Below are 21279 nucleotides of genomic sequence, written 5' to 3' on the forward strand. Positions count from 1 at the left end.
TCTTATCCATAAATAAGCTAAGATACTCAGACACCTTTACTAACACTATAAACAAAAACATCAACGTTAAGAAATGGATAATTAACGGGTAAAACTCGAGAAAGAGAATGATTTTTACCTTTAAAGACAATTCAATTTTAGGTTTCTGTTAAAGCTCAATATACCACGCCACTGCAAGGCAACTGAGTAAAAATTACAGCATTATTGTGCCGGTAGTCGCGTCCACCCACTAAGAAACTGTGAAATATAATCTAAAGTAGTCATTCCTGAGTCAGCTTTTAGTGAATCGATATTTACAACTTTAAGCCCACCAGCATACTCAATCATAGCTAGCTCATTATTACAGGGAGAAAAAGCCATATCGGCAACCCCAACACCAACATCAACAAGAACTTCTTGCCAAGTGACTCCAGCATCAAAAGTAATATAAACTTTACCAGTATTATTATTACTCCATCCATTTACGCCGACAGCGATAACTGAAGGCTGGCTTGGATGAACGGTAATTCCTTCAACAGTTCCTTCACCCGGAAACACATTTAATAGTTCCCAAGACTCATCAAAAGAGCTTTTTACGTAAAGCTCAGGGGATTTCCCTCGCTGCACTCCAGCATATAACATTCCAGATGAAGAAAAAGCTGAATCAAATATCCCCATAGACTCCAGCCCGTCAAGATGCCAAGTATTACCTGAATCATTAGAAACAAACATACCAACTGCATGAGCCCCCCAATAAATGACACCTGCATTTATAGGGTCTATGGATAAAGCGTTATAAATCCTTTTGCTTTGTGGTTGCCCAGTGGAGCGCTGCCAATTAACCCCCCCGTCGATAGAAACATATAAGCCATGTCCATCGATCCCTAAATATAATCGATTAAAATCATTATCAGTATTAATACTGTTTGGCTCAAACTCTAAAGCACGAGCAAAACCTTTATGCCAAACAGTATTGTCTGTCTTATAATCAATTGGCAGGCCGCTTGTGACAATAGTCCAATTTAACCCATAATCTGAACTCATAACAATTTGATTAGCTTCACTATCCCAAGGGCTATTCGTAGCAACAATATGGTCGCCAATGCTTACAATATTCCACATGTGACCAGCAACTGAACGATGCACGTTATAGTTTGGTGAATTTGGAAGAAGAGAAAAAGGCTGAGAAACCGTAACCGTATCGGCTAATAATTGCGACCGGTATCGGATTATACCAACATCCATAGATGCTGTTAATAAATCACCTTTTTCAGAATATATGACACTTGAGCCAGCACGATTGGAAGCCCCTTTTAGAGAGTCTTCTTGCCATGTTAAACCACTGTCATTCGTTCTCCATATCCCCCAGTAAGTCGTCATAAAAAATGAATTGGGGTTTTCCGGATCAATGTAGATAGACAAAATTCGATCTAAAACCGTATTTTTCCATCTTCGTGTAGGGTTTTCAGTTGAAAAATCAAGGTCACTTAACTGTAAAGCATGCCAAGTAGCGCCAACATCATCAGTATAAAGCATGCCAGACTTCCAACCATCAAACCATGCAACCAATACTCTTATAGAACTCTTACTCGTTGTTGCAACTGCAACACGATGTAATTTTGCTTGGCTCGGTAAATAACTAGCAAGATAAATATCACTCCACTCATTTGCGCCATCGGTTGAGTATCGCAAGGTTTTATTACCAACCGTAAAGATATATTCTTTATTATCAGAGTGAATCGATGTCATATCCATAACAGATATAGGAGCTCTTTCAACAAGCTGCCAAGCATCGTTAATTTTTTGAAACAAAACCCTTTCAACGGCTGAGCCAACCGTTAATAACCGATTGTAACTATGAATTAAAACAGATTTCACTGGTTCATTATTGTGGGTTTGACCTATCAGTGATGCCCCTTCTGTACTGGCAGCGAATACCTCCCCACCCTGAGTACCAAAGTAAAACTTATCTGGATCAGTAGAGTCTATTGAAAGTGAACGGTAGTTATCCCAACGAATAAATGATTTATCACTACCCACTTTGTCTAAAAAATGCCACGTTGTTGCATTATCTTCTGTGCGATAAATCCCCTTAGCGGTGGCTGCGTAGCCAACATTGGAGGCTGCGGCACTAAAAGTAAGACTAGCAAGGCTTAAGTTGCCAAGGCCATTATTCGATTTATGCCAATAATTATCACTAATATCAGACTTCCAAGCACCTGCTACATCTGAAATAACGAATAATTGACCATTGTTTTTGAGAATTTGTGGATAAGCTCCGCCACCAGACCAAGATAAATCCTGATCAAAAGAATTACACTGTGGCGCCGCTACAGCTGGAAAGAGCTGGCCAAAAATAAGAAAAACAAGCATTCTGAAAAAATACTGAGGATATGACATACAACAGATACCGACTTAAAGACCTGATCCCTCACTAACAAAGTTAGTGAATCAAGTGGAAGAAAAATTTTGGGATGCCAATAACATAACGGTGAAACATGCGCTTTGGTTCTTGAGTTAAGCGATAAAACCATTCAAATCCTAGCTTTCGCATTAGCGCTGGGGCTCGCTTCGTTTTACCCGCTTGAAAGTCAATGATAGCACCACCACAAATGATTACCGATGCCACATCAAGCTTTGACAGAGCTAAAGCGATTCTCTCTTGCTTAGGCATCCCCATAGCCAAAACTACAACATTGAGGCACTTCACATCAACATTTTCTGAATAGTGATGAATATAGTCATCATCATCGAAGAAACCAGTCTTTAAACTGGCACTATTACCAAGAATCAAATTTTCAGCACCGTTACTTAACCACGGCTCTTCTGTTCCAAAAACAAAATATTTGGCTTCTCGCTTGGATAGCTCAATGCTGCTAATCAACCTTGGGATAAAATCAGTACCGTTCAAATTTAATTTTGGCTCAATACCTTTGAAGCGACAGGCTAATTTTACGCCGATACCATCTCTTAGTAAACAGTTTATCCCCATAAAGCTTTCAAAAACCTCACGCTCATTAAGCATTAAGTTAATACCATGCTGGTTAACAAAACCTATCGAAATAGGCTTGTCCGTAGAAACAACATCGGATATGAAAGACGCTAACTCTGGTTCATCAAAATAGTTAATTTTTTTTAGTATCTCAGTTATCGCCATTTTTCTTCCCTCTATCGGTTCTTACCCAAGATTTTTCTCGCCCACGTAAAAACGAACCGTAAACATTGAATTTACTTAATACATAAATAAATATCGCGCTAAAGTCCCTCAGTGGTAAAATATTACGCCCAAGGCAAAACCAACTAAGGAATAAGCAAAGCGAGATGCTACCAAAAGCAATAAATGACAAATAGAAAGGCAAATACATCCCGAATAATGTGACAAGAGCAGAAGCGACTAAGCAAGTAAACACAAGCATAAGCCAAAGCACAGTAGGAGGAATCATCGCGTCAAGCGAGGTGAACAAGCTACGGATATTACCTTTGAATAGTGCCGCTAACATTGCCTTTGGTAACAGGGCTATCGATGCTAAATGACCATGCTCCCAACGAGTGCGTTGCGTTTGAGTACCTATTTCTGATTCGGGAAAATAGCTAATCACTTTGGATGAAGAATCAAAAGCGACACGTTCAGATAATGAGTTTAGTTTAAGGCCAAGCTCTAAATCTTCAACAATACTGCCGGATGCAAAAGAGATATGTTCAAACACTCGCCAAGGAAAGGCCATTCCTGAGCCTTGCAGTTGGCAATTAATATTAAACAGTGACAAACCTTGAGGTCGGATTTTATTCTTAACTAGCCAAGCAAACTCAGCGACTCGCGTTTTAACTGAAGCTGAAGCTGGCGCTTGCATTAAATATTCAGACTGAACCACTGAATTGTTACGTATACAACAATGCACCAGGTTGAAAAAACTGCCAGAAACAAATTCACAGTCAGCATCAAAAATAATGACGACCTCGGGTGATAGATCTCGGACATGGTTTACACCCGCATCAAGTGCATAGCCTTTTCCTCTTTGAGCTTCATTTTGCCTTTCTACAACTTGAGCGCCAAGACTATTAGCAATAGTGGCAGTCATATCACTGCAATTATCAGCAACAACAACAACATTATTCAAACAACCTAACTCAAATTGAAGCTTCTTTAATGTATCTTCAATAATAAGTTCTTCATTATGAGCCGGAATAATGACAAAAACACCATCTATTGATACATCGGTACTAACATTATGCTGTGATTGTTTAAAGAGAATTCCAAACAACAATTCCAAGCTTAAAAATATTGAAGGTATAAATACAATCAGAAAAATAACACCACCTAGTATGTAGTCTAAATAACCAATCATTGTTTTTCCCTAATTAATAAAGCTAATTTTTCTGCTTCCATAAAAAAGAAGCTAAAATCATTGGCATACATGGGTTCATAAGAGTTTGAAACTATAAACAAGGCACCAATGAAAAATTCACTCAAAAAAGTGTATAAAAACATAGCGTAAAGCACTGTAGGTAACAATAACTTCCATAAGAAAGAAAAGTAAATAGAGTAAAACTCTGACGGTAAAAAACAACTTGAATCATCCATTAAATTATTAACCTTTGGCCTGATAAAAAAATAAGGTAATAAGCCTCCATAGGTACTCCTAGCCAATGAAAGTGTCCTACAACAATTGCAAAAATTTAAACGCCTCTTAAAAAATAGAGACATCCAGCTTTGATAACCTGATAAAGTCAAACACTATTATTTTCCGCTGCATTCAGTGAATAGAAGTAAAAGAACCCCATAACAGACCAAAAGTACCAATTATAAGATAAGTAAAACAACATATTATCCGAGTAACCAGCAACCATATAAGAGGCGATAAGCCCAAGGATTAACGAGGCCCCTTTATTATCAACTCTAAAAAATTTTACAAAACGAACAATAAGTAGAAAAAAAATTATTAAGTATGAGGTTAAACCTAAAAACCCCATATCAAAAGCAATTTGAACATAGGCATTGTGTGCATCAAATTTTGTACTTTCCTGCAAAGGAAAGAACTCTAAGAAGTAATAAGAGAACGTATCATAGCCATGGCCTAAAAAAGGCTTGCTAGCAATATAATCCCATGAAGCTAGCCACACAACTTTCCTCCATTCATAAGAGTTCAAACTCTCTCCTACTGCTAAGTCTGCAGCAGATGGTCCACTAAAGATGTCAAACACCCTATCCTGAACTGAAGGAATAAGTAAAGACAATAAGACCAGAGAAAATAGATAAATCAGATATTTTCTTTCTGCTAGTAAGCCATAGATAAAGATAACCACAATCATAGCTAGCCATGCGCTACGTGTTTGAGTCAGCAATAAACAACATATACTAATTATAAATATTACTTTAGAATGAGTTAAAAATGCTCGACTAAAACAAAAAATATTAGACTTAAATGCATACATACAAAGGGTACCAATTAACACTAAATAGAAAGCAAAAATATTGGGATGAGAAAAACTACCAAACAATCGAAATCCACTTCTCGTAGTACTGGACTCAGGAAATAAGAATTCAAAAAAAACAAATGAGATAGGTATAATGGCAGAATATATAACAAACCTAATGAAAAATTCACCATCATTCCTATTTTTTATAAAGAAGTAACTCAAGCAAAACACAGACCAGTATGTAAGTACCGAAAAAAATGAACGTGATGAAGTAACCTTATCAGGTGAAAGCACAATCGATACTAAACCAACAAGCAGAAAACTACCCCACACCGAGATAAAAGTTTTAGGTATTAATAGACGCTGCTTAAAACAGACCATAATAAACATCATAACTACAAGAAGATTAAGTAAAGCCCCTAGGCCGATACCGCCAATCTTAGTTAGATTCAATAATGGATCGAGAGAGGCCCTAAAAAAGAGAATATAAAATAGAATAGATGAAAATGCATATAATCTACTATTTAGCATTTTTTATAAGCCTTTTTACAACCTGCATGAACTTACGAACTTTACCTGCAAACAGTAGCGTTAACATCTCAGAGCCCACAACATCAACTTGCTTATATGCATAAAGTGACTCTAAATGAGACACCCTCTCCCTAAACGAGAGGGGGGCATTCTTTTCTGCAAGCTTATAAAAAGCCAATCGAATTTTTTTCGCTTTTTTTTCAGAAATCCTTTCGCCACCATGTGTTTGATCTACAATGTAGGAAAATTTACTAATATTAATAAAGTCACCATGTTTTTTACTTAATCTTATCCATGTTTCCCAATCCTGCAAAGCAGGCATGTTTACATCAAAAGAGCCAACGTCTAATAATTTTTCTCTCGTGGTAAATACTTGATTACCTATAAAGTTAGATTCTCGCAACATCCTGTAATTAACGATTGTTGCTTCATTATAATGGAACTTACCATCATCTCGCAGTTCAACAACACCATCAAATAACCCTGAAATATTATTCCCAGCGCTCTCCAACTCTTGCCAAGCCCTAATAAACTCCATTACCCTAAACGATTCAAAATAGTCGTCGTCATCTAAACCTGTTATAAAATAGCCCTGGGCCATAGATATTGCATTGTTCCGACCATAGCAAGCACCTTTAGAGACACCAGAACGATTAATCGTACTTTTCAACACTCCCCTAGCTTCCATCGCAGCAAGATATTCATGGGTACCGTCGGTTGAACCATCATCTGCAACTATAATCTCGATAAGAGAGTAGGTTTGATTCAAAACAGAATTGACAGCTCTTTCCAATAGAGAAAGGCGATTGTATGTGGTGATATAAACTGTGACCAACCGATTAACTTGCAAAACCCTATCCACCCTACATCAAAAATTGAAAATCCCTTCCAACAACCTAACTTTTAATAACATTAAAATCATAGATTACATATAAACACTGATCACGTAAGCCTTCTCAAGGCACGATAAGCAGTTGGAATTACATAAATTATAATAAAAGACTCGACTACACCTTATTGCCAAATAAAAAGCCACACTAATAATTTATCGAAAAAACTTGGATGATTATACTTATCAACAATAACGAATGTGTTATTTAACTTTTCGGTTAAATTTATATATATAGTAATCTGGGAAAGTAGCTAACATCATCAATTTAAAATCGATCGGAACAAACCTTACTGCACTAAAGTAAAGTTTCCAAATATTCAATCTTGATGATAATGGAACAAATCGAGCCGAGTCATTGTTACTAGCATTTGCGTACAATAAAACTATCTGTCTAAGAATATTACTCATAACCAAGTTTACTTTCTTATTTTTCACGTTACTTTGCGACTTCACCATACCCAGCAACACTTCGGTATAACCATCTATTCGTTTTTCTATCTTCGAAGAAGTCATGATCGAGCCATCCCTGACTCGACGTAAGAAAAAGGATTCACTCATCACACTTATGCTATGTTGGTTCGCTGCAAAAATTTGAAAATAATATAATTCATCTTCATGAATTATATTTGGTAAGAAAATATTTTCTTCTAAAATAGCTTTTCGAGCAACATAACAGCAAGCTGATGCGAAATAACATCCCTTACCTAATGATTTGGCAAAATACTCATCAGATTTATATATTTTCGTTTCATTTGTTTTTTGCCTATGATAACTAGGCTTAAATTCATTAGCTCCGCCGTCATAAAATACATCTGCATTAAATAATATAGCCTTTACATCTTCATTTGAAAATTCAGAGATCCAAGCACTAAATGCATCTTTTCTTAGCAAATCATCCGAATCAAAAAAATATACGATTTCACCTGTTGCTTTTTCGAAACCATTATTCCTGGCTACCGACAGACCTTGATTAGCCTGTCTATAGTAATTAAACCTTTTGTCCGTCAAATATTTATTGCAAAGTGATGGGGAACTGTCAGTACTACCATCATCGATTATTATGACCTCATAATGTTGATATGTTTGTGCAAGTATACTATCTAACGCTACTTCTAAATAATTTTCAACATTATATACAGGAACAACTATACTAATTTTCATAAAAGCTCTATAGATTATTTAAATACTAAAAAGGTTCATCAAAGCCAATGAAGCCGATGAAACCAACACAAGAAGTAAAGGGCCGATAAGCTTCAAATCAAATCCTTTGAGTATATTTTTTCCCAACAAATAGTAGCATTGGAAAAAATTAATCGTAAATGATATTGTTATAGCCCAACAAAGCACATATAAGTCACCAAAGTAAATTGCAAAGCAGATAGCAGTCACATTTGTTATAGTCGAAAAAACAGTTGCACTAAATAGTAGATCAGTTCTATTTGCAGCTTGAAAAAAACCACCACTTGAGCTCAATACAACTTGAATAGGTATTGAAACTGCCAAAATTTTTAACAACTCCCCCACCATTTCCCATTGTTCACCCAGCATAACCCAAACGATTAGTTCAGATGATAAGTAGATCCCAAGCCCAACAAAACTTGCTACAACAGCTAAATACTTTACTAGCTTATTATGTAGTTCAGTGAATTTTAGTACATCTTCATTTAACTCTTTTAGTACAGGTTGTATTGCAGGAGCCATAGCAAAAGTTAACAACATGAGGGGATAGCGCATAAGTTGATAGGCTTTATCGTAAACACCAAGACTAACTACACCAAAATACTTACCTACTAACAAATTATCCAAATTACGTGAAAAATACACCATTACATTAGACATAAACTGGTATAGAGAAAATCTATATAATGGCTTTACCTGACCAAACTCGTTTGAAAAATTAGGTTTACCAATAATAGTTTTCTTACTCCCAAACCAAAGAAGAAAAAACTTAAAAATTGAAAAGACAAGGGGTTTAATTGCCAACACTAAAACAGCTTCAAGCTTCATAAATGTAAATATTACAAATAGAAGCGAACCAATTTCAGCTATAATTTCAGCCCTAGCAATGTGCAGAAATTTTTTCTCTCGACTGTATGCTGCAATTGGAACGATAGAACAAGCATTGAATATTATTGAAATGGCCACAGGAATAACTAAATACTGATATGCACTATATTCATAAAACAATGCTATTAGAGGTGAAGAAATGAGAAAAAGAATAAATGCAGAAAAACCTAAAACTATCGTAAACCCAAAGACACCATTTCTCATCCGCACCGAAACATGTTTTTCATTGACTAAAGCTGGCACTAAACCAACTTCACTAAACAACGCGAAGAACAATGCGAATACTTGAATTACAGCGAAAACACCAAATTGTTCGGGTGTAAACATCCGAGCTAACACAACCATTGACAGAATCTGTATTAAATACAAGCTGTACTTACCGCCCATGCTTTTTGCTAGTGAGTTGACCAGTACGCGGCCATGTGAAGGATAAGTCATTAAATTTAACGCCCTATGGACCAATAAACGAAGCCTTTCTTTTGCATGCTGGTAGGGTCAAACAAATTTCGACCATCAAAAATAACAGCTTCACTAAGTTGCTGCTTAATTAAAGAAAAATCAGGTGCTTTGAAATTTTGCCATTCAGTACAAATAATAAGAGCATCAGCACCATTTAGCGCAGATTCTTTAGTCCCCATTAAGCTTAGATCTGAACGCGTTCTATAGATACGTTGAGTTTCATTCATCGCTTCAGGATCGTATGCTTGTACCTTAGCACCCGCTTTCCACAGCTGTTCCATGAGGACACGACTTGGCGCGTCTCGCATGTCATCTGTATTAGGTTTAAAGCTTAACCCCCATAATGCAAAGGTTTTACCTTTTATTGCGTCAGGGTTGTTTGCTAAGTCAAAATGTTTGCTTATATATTCAAACAACTTATTTTTTTGAGCATAGTTTACGGCTTCGACCGCTTTTAAAATTTTTGATTCGTAGCCAATAGTATCTGCTGTACGTATAAGTGCTTGTACATCTTTTGGGAAGCATGAACCACCGTAGCCACAACCAGGGTAAATAAACTGGTAGCCAATACGCGGGTCTGAACCAATACCGTGGCGTACATGTTCTATGTTAGCACCTACGTGTTCAGCGATATTCGCCATTTCATTCATAAAGCTGATCTTGGTAGCAAGCATACAGTTAGCAGCATATTTAGTAAGCTCGGCACTTTTTATATCCATTACAATAATTTTTTCATGATTTCGATTAAATGGCGCATATAGTTCGCGCATTTGGTCTTCTGCATCAGCTGAATCTGTACCAATAATTATGCGATCAGGACGTTTACAATCATTAACTGCAGCCCCTTCTTTTAAGAACTCAGGATTTGATAACACTGAAAAGGTTAAATCACTTTTACGGCTATCAAGTACAGATTGTATTGTCGCTTTAACTTTATCTGCAGTGCCAACAGGTACAGTTGACTTGTCGATAATTAATTTTGGACTTTCCATATATGTAGCAATGGTTTCTGCTACCTTTAGTACGTATTTTAAATCTGCAGAACCGTCCTCGTCTGGCGGAGTACCTACTGCAATAAACTGCAGTTCACCAAATTCAACACCAAATTGAGCATCTGTTGTAAATGTTAAACGCCCTTCCGCGAAGTTTTTTTCAACTAACGGTGTTAAACCTGGCTCGTAAATAGGAATGATGCCTTTTTTTAGATTTTCTATGCGAGCTTCATCAATATCAACGCAGCATACGTCGTGCCCTGCATCTGCCAGCACAGCCGCTTGTACAAGACCTACATAACCAATTCCGTAAAAAGTAACTTTCATTTTATACCTTTAAGACCCTAGTAGTGCTTTAGCACGTTTAGTAAATTCTTCACCCATTAGGCTTGATTGCATTGCATACTCTACGTTTGCGAGCATATAGCCTAGTTTTGAGCCGCAGTCATGCGACTTACCTTTTAAATGATACGCTTCAATTGTTTCAAGATGACGTAACTGTAGTAATGCATCTGTTAATTGTATTTCGCCGCCAGCACCGGGAGGGGTATATTCGAGCAAGTCCCAAATAGCAGGCGAAACAACATAACGTCCTGTTATTGCTAAATTGCTTGGCGCTTCGTCATTATTTGGTTTTTCAACCATGTTGGTAATGGCTGCATTTTCACCAGGCTGGATTTTTTTACCTGCTAAATCAACCACACCATAGTTGTGCACTTCGTCCTGTGGAACAGGCTCAACCATAATTTGATTATGCTGGGTGCGCTCAAATCGGTCGATCATTTGCGCAAGATTATCAACCTTTAGGTTTGACTTATATTGATCGATAATTACATCGGGCAATAAAATAGCAAAAGGGTTATTGCCAATGATTGGGCGAGTTTCAAGTATTGCGTGGCCTAAGCCTAACGGCGCCGATTGACGAACCGATATAATGCTTACATCCCTTGGGATTATTGAACGAACTTCTTCTAGCAGACTACGTTTTACACGGGCCTCTAGAGTGGCTTCTAGTTCAAAGCTAGTATCAAAATGATTTTCTATAGCGTTTTTAGAGGCATGGGTAACCAATACAATTTCTTTAATACCAGCTTTTACAGCTTCGTTTACAACATATTGAATGAGAGGTTTGTCGACTAGTGGAAGCATTTCCTTTGGCGTTGCTTTGGTAGCTGGTAACATGCGGGTACCCAAGCCTGCAACAGGCAAGACTGCTTTTAATACTTTCACTTCAATTCCTTTTATAGTTACTTTTGGTTATAACGTAGCTGTTTATAAATGTTGCTGCGAATAGCGAGTTTTAAGCACTACTAACCATATGGGCGGCTATTATACACAACACATATAATCGCTCAATATAAAAAGCAGCCTTTTTGATTGTTTTAGGTTAATTTTTTGTTAACTAGTTATTTTTGCCTTTTTTGTAATCTATCAATTTACTTTCAATGGGAATATAATAGTGCTGTTAACTTTTGAGGGATGGGATTTGTGCGCGTAGGAATTTGCATAATTATATTAGTGTCTTTTTTTGCTTGTGCACAAGACATGCTTTTACATTTGCGTAATAGCGATATAATTACCCGTGCCAAACAGTTTTACGGCGATGCAGGCCACCAACGAATAAAAACGTGGCTGAGTTTTATAGATGACTCTGCCAATAAAAGCGAATGGCAAAAAATTCATTTAGTTAATGACTTTTTTAATAAGCATATAAAGTACAAAACCGATGACGATCTTTGGCAAAAAAAAGACTACTGGGCCACCCCGCTAGAAAGCTTAGGTGTAGGCATGGGTGACTGCGAAGATTATGTTATTGCTAAATACTTTACTTTAATCGCTTTGGGTATCCCAGAAGAAAAAATACGCTTTATGTATGTACGCCAACGTACCGTTAATCAACCGCACATGGTATTAATATACTTTGAACAACCTGACCAAATACCGTTGGTGCTCGACAACTTTAATACTAAACTAGTGCCTGCTAGTAATCGTGGCGATTTAAAGCCTATATATAGTTTTAACGGCCAAGGCTTGTGGTTAGCCAAATCGAAAGGGTTAGGTAATAAGGTTAAGAATAGCCGTGGGGTTTCTGCTTGGAACACTATGCTAGAACGAATTGAACAAGGTGAGCTTGCGCCCGCTAATGGTAACAACAAAGGAACTAGTAGTTATGTCTCGAATCTTTAAATATGGATTGAGTTTAAAGACCCAAGTTTATGGCTTGATCATTTTAATTTCGATTATTTCATTTTGTGTACGCGTTATTACCGACGTGGATACAACCCGTAATTACTTACAAACGCAAATGGCCAGTCATGCGCAAGACACCGCTACTAGTTTAGGGCTTTCTATATCTCCTTATTTAGAAGACGACAGCCTAATGATTGCCGAGACGATGGCAACCGCTATTTTTGACTCTGGTTACTACAGTCAAATTAAATTTACTGACGTGCAAAACAACATCGTTTTTGAATTACAAAATCCTAAACGCGTTGAATCAGTTCCTAGTTGGTTTATTAGTGCTGTTAAACTAAGTGCGCCAACTATGCATTCTGAAATAAATAATGGCTGGATGATGGCAGGTACACTCGATGTAACTAGCCATACTGGGCAATCGTATTTAACCTTGTGGCAACACACTCTTCGCAGCTTATATAGCTCGTTTTTACTATTGGCTGCATCACTCGCTATAGCATTTTTAATATTACGTGCGGTATTTAAGCCATTAAAAGCAGTAGAAGATCAAGCCATTTTAGTAACCCGCAAACGCTTTACCTTAAATAAAGAAATACCGGTAGCAAGGGAGCTTCGTACTGTTACACAAGCCATCAATAACATGGTTATAAACTTACAAAGTACGTTTGATTCATTGACCAAGCAAACTCAAGCACTGACCGAAGAAGTATATATAGATTCGTTAACGGGGCTAGGTAACCGTAAGTCGTTTGAAAACCACTTTAATTCTGTTGTAAATAACATTTCAGACGATGCGCCAATTACTGCGTTGATGCTTACCCTGCCCTCATTAAATAATATAAACCAAATAGTAAGTTACCAAGATGGTGACCAGCATGTATTAGATGCAGCTAAAATACTGAAACATGTCACAGAAGAATTACCAAATTCAACGGTATTTAGATTGAATGGCGGCACGTTTGTGTTACTTGCCCCTTATGACGTTTTATTTTTAAATAAAGCTCGTTTGGAGTTAAGTGATACATTAAGTAAAAAAGAAAACAGCCTACACATAAATGGCTATGCAAATTTAGCTATAGTTGCAGTTGAACAAGGTGTAAGTGTTGGTGAAGTACTGTCGTTGCTTGACACCGGTTGTACCATAGGCGAAGACACTACAATTGATAATAACGATAAAGAGTCACTATTTAGCGTCAACCAATGGCGTAAGCTGATTAAGTCGATTATCAATGCTGGTGAAGTGAGCTTTTCGGTACAGCCCGTAAAACAAGCTAATAAAGTTAATTCTCAATGTTACTTTGAAGTGTTTTCTCACTTTATCCATGATGGCGAAAAAGTAAATAACGGCCACTTATTTGCCATGGCCGAAAAGTTAAATTTAACCGAAGAACTCGATAAAAAAATTATACGCAATTTTGTTGATATTAAAGAGCAATACCCAAATGAGGTATTTGCACTAAATCTTAGTAAGGCATCTTTATATTCAACTGACTTTATAGAATGGCTTACTCTTTACTCGCATACTAAGCCGGTTATAAAAACTAACTTACTGTTTGAACTGCATGAAATAAGCTTATTGTATAATGTGCATGTTGCATCGTTACATATAGATGCAATTAAAGAGTTGGGTATTAATGTATGTATTGAGCACTTTGGTACCAGCTTAACATCGTTTAGATATTTACAAGGTCTTGATATTGAATATGTAAAAATTGATGGTAGCTACATTCAAGACTTAGTAACTAATCCGCAAAGCCAATTTTATATTCAAACAGTTAACAATATTTGTCATGGTTTTGGGATTAAAGTTTTAGCCTGTTTAATTGAAAAAAACGAGACTTTAGAAATACTTGAAGACCTAGGATGTGATGGTGTACAAGGTAATTTAATACTGCCACCATCAAAAATTATCAAATCTAATGAAAATGGCGTAAATAAAGAGTTTACTTTTTGCACCGATGCGCTAAAATTTTGCAATTAGTACTCAACCAAGGGACGAGAAATGAAAAAATTACTTTTAGCTGGCTTAGTCGCTAGCGCAACAGCACTTACTGCTCTTCCAACCTATGCACAAACGGATAATGCTGCAGTGGTTCAAGAAGTGGGCATAAATAGCATAATTGATATTCTTAATAATGTAACAGCAGATACTTCACCTGAACAATTACGCGAAGATTTAGTAGAAGCTATTAAACGCATTTGTAAAAACAAAGAAGAAGTTAAGTTAGACGAAAAGCTGCTTAATGGCGCATGTGGCGCTGCAGATATTGATGCAATGGTTGCCGCTGTTGTTGCTAACTTTGGTGCAGATAACCCTTTAATTTCTGACTTTTTAGCTGCACTTACAGCTGCAGGCTTAGACTCTGATGCAATTACACTGGCAGCAATTACTGCGGGTGTTGATGCTACGACCGCTTCTGAAGCAACTGCTGCAGGTCCGGGTACTGGCCAGCCAGCTCCACCAGTAGTAAGCTTACCAACATTACCTACACCTCCAGGTTCTGGTGGTACAGGCGGTGATAACGGTATATCTGAAGTCGGTAACTAGTTTTTACTTTTAGTATATTTAAACGCAGCCTATTGGCTGCGTTTTTACTTTGTTTGAGTTTATTTTGAATCGTTTTATATTCTTTCTTATTTGTTTGACCCTATTTTTACTCCCTCTTCCTTTAGGTAGTTACCGACCTTGGGCAATTTTAGCTATTGGCATTTTAACTAGCTTTACCTTTATTACTCACCTTACCCACAGTGTGTTAAATAACAACCAATCGCTGTTTCCACCCCGCTACTCTTGGCCACTATTTTTTACTCTAAGTGCAGTTGTTTTAGTTTGTGGTATACAACTATTTAGCGTAAGCGTTGATGCATTTCAAACCAAACAAATGTTATTAAAAACCAGCTTTTTACTCATGTTGAGCTGGCTCGTATTTAACTACTGCAATAATGCCGAGCGAATTAAAAAATTAATTTATGCTGTTATTTGTGCCGGTGTATTTCAAGCTTTGTATGCTAGTTATTTAAACTTATCACCCGATATAGTAAGCCCTTTGTTTGGTTACAAGCACACAGACCGCGCTATTGGCACCTTTACCTACTCTAACTTTTTAGCTAACTATTTAGCGCTGTGCTTATGCTTAGGTATTGGTGTTTTAATCAGTGAACTAAAACGCTCTAACAGCGGTTATCAGCCCACTGTAAAACAAACATTACGCGCTTGGGCCGAAATATTATTGAGTTCTAAAATAATTTTACGAATTTCGTTAATTATTATTATTGTGGCGCTTATTTTAACTCGCAGCCGTATGGGTAACTCGGCCTTTTTTATCGCTTTAATTATAGTGAGCTTACTGGCGCTGTTTGTTTATAAGCAAAAGCCTAAGGCCTTTAAATTGCTGATTGTGAGCTTTTTCATTATCGATTTAATCATTATTGGTGCCATTTTCGATGTAGAAAAAGTAAAACAACGTATTAGCGAGACTAGTTTGCAATCGGAAACACGTGATGAAGTTGTCCGCGACTCAATTCCACTTATTTTAGATAACCCGTTATTAGGCTCTGGTGGCGGTACTTTTTATACTGCGTTTCCTGCGTATCAATCTGAGCCCTACTCTGGCTACTACGACAATGCGCATAACGATTATGTACAATTTGCAGTTGAGCTAGGCATTCCTGCCACAGCGTTATTAGGACTGCTGGTGCTTTATTGTTTGTGGTTGTGTATTAATACTATGCGAACGCGTAAAACAGCGCTTTATCAGGGGGTGGCGTTTGGTTGCGCTACAGCTATTGTAGCCATGATGCTACATTCGTCAGTTGATTACTCTTTACAAGCCGGCGCAAACTCAATGCTGTTTATAGTGGTGTTATGTTTGGCTATATTGACCAACAAGTTACCGGCACCAAAACGGATTAAAAAACGACGAATTTAACGGGCTGCTGGGGTCGGGTTACGAGCTAATGCCAAACCTCGAAGCTCTCAACCTGTGTGAGCATGCTCTAAGTTTACAGCGATTCCAACACCTAAAACATGCGCGAAGTTAACTCCCGTCTACGGATAAGGTCAACATCGTAGATCGGGTTTCGAACCTAATACCAACCCCTGTAGCGCAGCGCTTTTGGATATTTAGCCCGCAACTCGAAACTCGTCGCTCGCGACATTAAAAAATGACGCGACATAAAGTCGCTGCTGCAAGTTCTAATTTACTGCTCTTCTAAATCAAATTCGGTGGTGTGGCCGTCGCCGTGGATTAACTGGTACCTTGCTAAATTACCCGCTTCAAGCGTGACTAAACTAATCGCTGAATCGCTTACTAAGTATTTTTGCCCTTTGCCTTTGGTTTGGTGCTTGTCTACTTCCATATGCCAGCGTTTGGTAAAAAAGTTAAGTGGGCTTTTAGGGCCGTATAAAATAGAGTCGAGCTTGTCGAGTACATTTATTAGCTTTCGCGGAAACTCATTTTTAATGCCACTTGCAGTCAGTTGCCAAATTCTGTTGGGGTGATCGCCAAAACGCTTTTGCACCGAAAAGCAAAACGAATAATGTACATCGCCGGATAAAATCAGCGTTTCGTTTGGGGTGTCGGTACGTCTAAAAGTATTGAGTAGCTTTTTGGCTGAGCCTTCGTGGGCCATCCAGTTTTCTACATCAACCATCAGTGGTTGCCCACACATATTAAACACCGCTTGAATTGCCTCTATCGATTTAACCCCGAACACGGGAGCGGGGGATACAATAATGACTTGGTCATGGCTTAATAGGCTTTCTTCAAGCTCTGTGAGGCGTTCCCAATCAAGTAAACCTGAAGGTTCGTTAAAATTTTGCTCGTTACGCCAACGGTGCGTACGAGTATCGAGCACCACCACTTTAGGAATGGTCATTAACTCATGATGCCAATGGCTAAAGTCGTTCAGGTGCTTATCAAACGCTTTAAATTGCCATTGCTTGTCGCCAGCTAAGCAGTCGTTAAAAGGGCTCAGTAACGATCCGGTTTTTTGTAGTGCGTCGTTGCCCATTCCTTGAAACAGCCAATAGCTCGCTAAGCCATTATTTACAATACGCTTGCTGCTAGGGTTTTGATTAATGGCTTGCTCCCACCCTGCGGTGAGATTCCAATCATCGGTTACATCATGGTCATCAAACATCATTAAGGTAGATACATTGGCAAACAATCGCTCTACCTCTGCTAAACCTTGTGCATAGTCAATTAATGCGGTTTTTTCTGCATTAAATAGCGTTTGATTTTTTTCGTTACCACCTGAGTAACTTAAGTTATTTAGGTTAATGTATTGCCATGCTTGGCTACTAAAATTGAGTAAATACAGCGCTACGAACTCTTCAAAATGAATCAGGTGGTTATACGCTTTTACACTAGAAAAATGCGGTTCGTCTTTTTTTAACCAATAGCCAATACCTAGTTTTGAGCGGTTTTTCCATGAGGTAGTTGGCAACAAGTAATGGCGACCATACAACTGTTCTGCAATGTCAGCGGGTAAATCTAAATCAAGTGGCTGCTCTTTATAAATACCTAAGTGCTTAATTAGCTGATGTATCGCTAGTAGCATAGGGCCAGCTACATCGTCGGCATAAATTTGATCGCCCGAAAGCAATAATAACTGTGCCCCCTGCTGTTCATTACTTCGCTGAACGGCTTGCCAATGGCTTGAACTTACTAGGCTGTCTTTTGCAGGATGATGCGCATTGCGGCACGAACCATGTAATATTTGTGTTAGTTTTTTGGGGATCACAAATTCAGGTAATGGCTGATTGTTAAAGCTAAATGCTGATAAATCAACAGGGCTGTCATCAAAAAATAGTTGGTATGGTATTAAGGTATCGCGCGGGAACTGACTGTTTATAGGTTTAATTACCACAAACTGTAAGAATAAATGCTCTCCTAACCTTATGGTGTCTTGCTCGCTATAGCACTCGTAGTCAATTAACTCTATACGGCAATTTACTGGCTTTGAAGTAGCAAACTGAATACATACTGCGGTTTTTTCTGCTCGGCGCACCATGGGCCCCATAAGTAACAGTGGGTGTTGCACCGAGAGAGTCGTCATGAGGTTAGCCTTTAGCTGCTAATTTAAATAAAGAGTAAAAGTTATCAGTGGTGGCTTTTGCCAACTCGTTAAAGCTAATGCCTTTGAGCTCACTAATGTAATAAGCAACGTCTTCAACATACGCTGGCTGATTAGTTTTACCACGATATGGTACTGGCGCTAAGTAAGGCGAGTCGGTTTCAATAAGCAGTCGGTCGAGTGGAATTTGTTTTACTACTTCTTTAAGCTCTACCGCATTTTTAAAAGTCACAATGCCTGAAATAGAAATATAAAAACCCATATCAATGGCTTTTTTGGCCATATCCCAATCTTCAGTGAAACAGTGCAATACTCCACCGCAATTTTCTGCTTTGTGCTCACGCATTAAATTAATGGTATCGGCACGGGCATCACGGGTATGAATAATAAGTGGCTTTTGTAATTCATTAGCTACCTCAATATGGCCAACAAAACTCGCTTGTTGCACTGCATGGGTGTCTTTTGCGTAATAATAATCGAGCCCAGTTTCGCCAATCGCCACTACTTTGTCGTGTGAGGCTAAATCAATTAATTGCTGTTTATTGAGTGCGTCTTTTTGATCAAGCGGGTGCACACCACATGACGCAGAAACGTCGTTGTAATGTTTTATTTGCTCTAGCATATTGGGGAACTGATCAAGTGTGACGCTGACACATAAAAAATGTTCTACTTTTTTAGCGCGAGCGTTATCAAGTACTTGGTCTAGGTTTAAATCGAGTTTATCAAAATCAAGACGGTCTAAATGGCAATGAGAATCTACAATCAAAATAAGGCCTGTTTTTACTACATGGTATAAGTTGGATTGCCGGAGTTTAACATAGTCCCCAGCAGTTTTTCGATCTTCGCGTTTAGATTGGTTTTGTCATCTAAAAAGCTAATGCCGATCCCCGGTGGATTTGAGCTCTGAGCGCCTTGTGGAGTGACCCACGTAACCTTTCCGGTAACCACGTCATCTTCTAGCGCATCAGGCAAGGTAACGCGTAAGGCAAGTGAATATCCTGGTTCATAACGCATATTAGTGCGTACAAATAACCCACCTTTTTTTAAAAAAGGCATGTAACAGCGATATAGTTCGTCAAGGTCGTCTATATCTACTAATAGCTCTTGCATATCTAGTCCTTTTTATTGGTTACGTAATATGTACGCTAGTCGTGATACCGCAAGCGGTAAATTTAGCCCAAGTATTTGTATATTATTCTGTAAAAAATCATTCAGCGCTTGCTGAGCTACTTGGTAAGAGTCAAAACTCATACCATTTAAAAGCTGTTGTTTAAGCTGCTCACTTAAAAATAAAGTGAAAATACGAACAAGCTCAGGCTGTTTATTTATTATATCGACTAACGCATTGAAATTATGGCTTTGTTTAAACTCAGTTGCAAATTTATAAAGCGTATCAATATTTTCTAGCTGATTTTGCTGTTGCCACTGCTTTACTTGTAGTGGTTGGCTATAAAATAACGACAACCAGGTATAGTTAGGCACATCCAAACTACTTAACCATTGTTGTGCTAATTGGTTATTAGTTACTTTAACCTCGGTTTTAGCACAACGGCTTAAAATAGTCGCTGGTAACTGCGCCACTTGGCTGGTAGTCAAAATTAAAAACCGGCTATTACTTGGCTCTTCAAGGGTTTTTAATAACGCATTAGCCGCTGCGGTGGTCATTTTTTCGCAGTTTTCGATAATTGCCACTTTATTGCCATTTTGCGCCGCAGACTGATGCATAAAATCGCTTATGCCGCGAATATCATCAACACCTATGCTTTGCCCTTCCACTTGGGTAATGCGCTTGTCTGGGTGTGTACCCGCTAAGTTTAATGAACAACTTTTACATTGCCCACAAGGGCTTAACACACTATTTGGACTACTTAACTGTGCTTGGGTGTTTTGGCATAACAAACTATTTGCTAGTTGCTCACTTAGCTCAAATTTGCCAACCCCAATAGGCCCGCAAAACAGCTGCGCATGATGAAAACGCTGCGCTTTATAGCTCTGAGTTAAGCGTTGCTCTACCTCATTAAGCCACGGCAATGCCATATTATTTTAACCCTGAAAAAAACGTGCGTAGTACATTGGTAATATCACGATGCACTTTATCAATGCTTTGGTTGGCATCGACTGTTTTTATGCTGTCGTCATCATTTGCAAGCTCAATGTAACGCATACGGGTGCGTTGAAAAAACTCAATGGCTTCTTGCTCAATTCTGTCTAACTGGCCGCGACCTTTAGCACGTTCAAGGCCAATAACAGGGTCTATATCTAAGTAAATAGTTAAATCGGGTTTTAAACCTTTTAACACCATAGACGATAACGACGCTAACGTGTTTGCACTAATTCCTCGCCCGCCACCTTGATACGCCTGTGACGATAAATCGTGACGATCAGCTAATACCCACTGCCCTTGCTCTAGTGCCGGATTGATCACATTATGCATTAGCTGTGAACGCGCGGCATACATAATTAGCAGCTCGGTTTCAAAAGCTATTTCTTCTTGGTGCTCTGCTTTTACTAAGGTACGTAACGATTCAGCCAGAGGCGTGCCACCGGGTTCGCGTACATTAATAAAGTCAACATGGTGATGATTTAAAAAGTCTTGGCACAGGGCTATAGCGGTTGATTTACCCGCGCCTTCTAGGCCTTCTATAACTATAAATTTTGGTTTCATAA

At 38.2% G+C, this 21279-nt stretch carries 19 protein-coding genes; 4 read left to right on the plus strand and 15 right to left on the minus strand.

Annotated elements, in window-relative coordinates; translation table 11 throughout:
* Nucleotides 1-201: 201 nt before the first annotated feature.
* The 10 genes from CWB78_RS16430 to galU all read right to left on the minus strand — a co-directional run bounded on the left by CWB78_RS16430 (nt 202) and on the right by galU (nt 11568).
* Nucleotides 202-2379: a sialidase family protein gene (locus CWB78_RS16430; RefSeq protein ID WP_138596538.1), complete on the minus strand. Its 2178-nt coding sequence runs from the start codon at nt 2377-2379 to the stop codon at nt 202-204.
* Between the two features lie 43 nt (nt 2380-2422).
* Nucleotides 2423-3136, minus strand: a complete 714-nt coding sequence (locus CWB78_RS16435) for a WecB/TagA/CpsF family glycosyltransferase (RefSeq protein ID WP_138596540.1) — start codon at nt 3134-3136, stop codon at nt 2423-2425.
* Nucleotides 3123-4325 (minus strand): glycosyltransferase family 2 protein, encoded by a 1203-nt coding sequence (locus CWB78_RS16440; RefSeq protein WP_138596542.1) that lies wholly within the window; start codon nt 4323-4325, stop codon nt 3123-3125. Before CWB78_RS16440 ends, CWB78_RS16435 begins: the two co-directional genes overlap by 14 nt.
* Nucleotides 4322-4561 (minus strand): hypothetical protein, encoded by a 240-nt coding sequence (locus CWB78_RS16445; protein ID WP_138596544.1) that lies wholly within the window; start codon nt 4559-4561, stop codon nt 4322-4324. Before CWB78_RS16445 ends, CWB78_RS16440 begins: the two co-directional genes overlap by 4 nt.
* A 146-nt stretch (nt 4562-4707) precedes the next feature.
* Entirely contained in the window at nt 4708-5928 is a 1221-nt protein-coding gene (locus tag CWB78_RS16450) for an O-antigen ligase family protein (RefSeq protein WP_138596546.1), read from the minus strand.
* Complete coding sequence (locus tag CWB78_RS16455) at nt 5918-6778, minus strand: glycosyltransferase (RefSeq protein ID WP_171040356.1); 861 nt, start codon at nt 6776-6778, stop codon at nt 5918-5920. Before CWB78_RS16455 ends, CWB78_RS16450 begins: the two co-directional genes overlap by 11 nt.
* Before the next feature lie 243 nt (nt 6779-7021).
* Nucleotides 7022-7981, minus strand: a complete 960-nt coding sequence (locus CWB78_RS16460; RefSeq protein WP_138596550.1) for a glycosyltransferase family 2 protein — start codon at nt 7979-7981, stop codon at nt 7022-7024.
* Between the two features lie 18 nt (nt 7982-7999).
* The gene (locus CWB78_RS16465) at nt 8000-9325 is read right to left on the minus strand and encodes a lipopolysaccharide biosynthesis protein (protein WP_138596552.1); all 1326 of its coding nucleotides are present in this window, start codon (nt 9323-9325) and stop codon (nt 8000-8002) included.
* Nucleotides 9326-9330: 5 nt separating this feature from the next.
* Nucleotides 9331-10665 carry a UDP-glucose dehydrogenase family protein gene (locus CWB78_RS16470; RefSeq protein WP_138596554.1) on the minus strand — a complete coding sequence of 445 codons (1335 nt, stop codon included), beginning with the start codon at nt 10663-10665 and terminating at the stop codon, nt 9331-9333.
* Between the two features lie 9 nt (nt 10666-10674).
* On the minus strand, nt 10675-11568 hold the full coding sequence (gene galU / locus CWB78_RS16475; protein ID WP_138596556.1) for a UTP--glucose-1-phosphate uridylyltransferase GalU: 894 nt from the start codon (nt 11566-11568) through the stop codon (nt 10675-10677).
* 258 nt (nt 11569-11826) lie between these two features.
* Between galU and CWB78_RS16480 the strand changes: the two genes are divergently transcribed.
* From CWB78_RS16480 to CWB78_RS16495, 4 genes are all read left to right on the plus strand, one after another.
* On the plus strand, nt 11827-12525 hold the full coding sequence (locus CWB78_RS16480) for a transglutaminase-like cysteine peptidase (protein ID WP_010389652.1): 699 nt from the start codon (nt 11827-11829) through the stop codon (nt 12523-12525).
* Nucleotides 12509-14515, plus strand: a complete 2007-nt coding sequence (locus CWB78_RS16485; RefSeq protein WP_138596558.1) for a bifunctional diguanylate cyclase/phosphodiesterase — start codon at nt 12509-12511, stop codon at nt 14513-14515. The genes CWB78_RS16480 and CWB78_RS16485 overlap by 17 nt, the downstream gene beginning before the upstream one ends.
* A 21-nt stretch (nt 14516-14536) precedes the next feature.
* Nucleotides 14537-15082: a hypothetical protein gene (locus tag CWB78_RS16490; RefSeq protein WP_054200714.1), complete on the plus strand. Its 546-nt coding sequence runs from the start codon at nt 14537-14539 to the stop codon at nt 15080-15082.
* Nucleotides 15083-15146: 64 nt separating this feature from the next.
* Nucleotides 15147-16463, plus strand: a complete 1317-nt coding sequence (locus CWB78_RS16495) for an O-antigen ligase family protein (RefSeq protein ID WP_171040357.1) — start codon at nt 15147-15149, stop codon at nt 16461-16463.
* A gap of 271 nt (nt 16464-16734) precedes the next feature.
* On the opposite strand, the gene CWB78_RS16500 is transcribed toward CWB78_RS16495, so the two are convergent.
* From CWB78_RS16500 to tmk, 5 genes are read right to left on the minus strand one after another with little or no spacing between them, the layout of a single operon-like run.
* Nucleotides 16735-18594, minus strand: coding sequence for an alkaline phosphatase D family protein (locus CWB78_RS16500; protein WP_138596562.1), 1860 nt, complete (start codon nt 18592-18594; stop codon nt 16735-16737).
* 4 nt (nt 18595-18598) lie between these two features.
* Nucleotides 18599-19378: a TatD family hydrolase gene (locus CWB78_RS16505; RefSeq protein WP_024601403.1), complete on the minus strand. Its 780-nt coding sequence runs from the start codon at nt 19376-19378 to the stop codon at nt 18599-18601.
* A gap of 17 nt (nt 19379-19395) precedes the next feature.
* Nucleotides 19396-19722, minus strand: a complete 327-nt coding sequence (locus CWB78_RS16510; RefSeq protein ID WP_010389644.1) for a PilZ domain-containing protein — start codon at nt 19720-19722, stop codon at nt 19396-19398.
* Between the two features lie 12 nt (nt 19723-19734).
* Nucleotides 19735-20649: a DNA polymerase III subunit gene (locus tag CWB78_RS16515; protein WP_138596564.1), complete on the minus strand. Its 915-nt coding sequence runs from the start codon at nt 20647-20649 to the stop codon at nt 19735-19737.
* A 1-nt stretch (nt 20650) separates the two neighbouring features.
* A complete protein-coding gene (tmk, locus tag CWB78_RS16520; RefSeq protein ID WP_008109882.1) occupies nt 20651-21277 on the minus strand; it encodes a dTMP kinase in 627 nt (208 codons plus the stop codon).
* Nucleotides 21278-21279 lie beyond the last annotated feature (2 nt).

This window comes from Pseudoalteromonas sp. S1612 (assembly GCF_005887175.1).
Taxonomy (GTDB): Bacteria; Pseudomonadota; Gammaproteobacteria; order Enterobacterales; family Alteromonadaceae; genus Pseudoalteromonas; species Pseudoalteromonas undina.

Excerpts from the sequence above, each read along its gene's own strand:
- CWB78_RS16465 (WP_138596552.1), bottom strand. The coding sequence starts at position 9,325 with ATGACTTATCCTTCACATGGCCGCGTACTGGTCAACTCACTAGCAAAA.
- CWB78_RS16485 (WP_138596558.1), top strand. The coding sequence starts at position 12,509 with ATGTCTCGAATCTTTAAATATGGATTGAGTTTAAAGACCCAAGTTTAT.
- CWB78_RS16435 (WP_138596540.1), bottom strand. The coding sequence starts at position 3,136 with ATGGCGATAACTGAGATACTAAAAAAAATTAACTATTTTGATGAACCA.
- CWB78_RS16510 (WP_010389644.1), bottom strand. The coding sequence starts at position 19,722 with ATGCAAGAGCTATTAGTAGATATAGACGACCTTGACGAACTATATCGC.
- tmk (WP_008109882.1), bottom strand. The coding sequence starts at position 21,277 with ATGAAACCAAAATTTATAGTTATAGAAGGCCTAGAAGGCGCGGGTAAA.
- CWB78_RS16445 (WP_138596544.1), bottom strand. The coding sequence starts at position 4,561 with ATGGATGATTCAAGTTGTTTTTTACCGTCAGAGTTTTACTCTATTTAC.
- CWB78_RS16430 (WP_138596538.1), bottom strand. The coding sequence starts at position 2,379 with ATGTCATATCCTCAGTATTTTTTCAGAATGCTTGTTTTTCTTATTTTT.
- CWB78_RS16515 (WP_138596564.1), bottom strand. The coding sequence starts at position 20,649 with ATGGCATTGCCGTGGCTTAATGAGGTAGAGCAACGCTTAACTCAGAGC.
- CWB78_RS16460 (WP_138596550.1), bottom strand. The coding sequence starts at position 7,981 with ATGAAAATTAGTATAGTTGTTCCTGTATATAATGTTGAAAATTATTTA.
- CWB78_RS16470 (WP_138596554.1), bottom strand. The coding sequence starts at position 10,665 with ATGAAAGTTACTTTTTACGGAATTGGTTATGTAGGTCTTGTACAAGCG.
- CWB78_RS16500 (WP_138596562.1), bottom strand. The coding sequence starts at position 18,594 with ATGACGACTCTCTCGGTGCAACACCCACTGTTACTTATGGGGCCCATG.
- CWB78_RS16440 (WP_138596542.1), bottom strand. The coding sequence starts at position 4,325 with ATGATTGGTTATTTAGACTACATACTAGGTGGTGTTATTTTTCTGATT.
- CWB78_RS16490 (WP_054200714.1), top strand. The coding sequence starts at position 14,537 with ATGAAAAAATTACTTTTAGCTGGCTTAGTCGCTAGCGCAACAGCACTT.
- CWB78_RS16450 (WP_138596546.1), bottom strand. The coding sequence starts at position 5,928 with ATGCTAAATAGTAGATTATATGCATTTTCATCTATTCTATTTTATATT.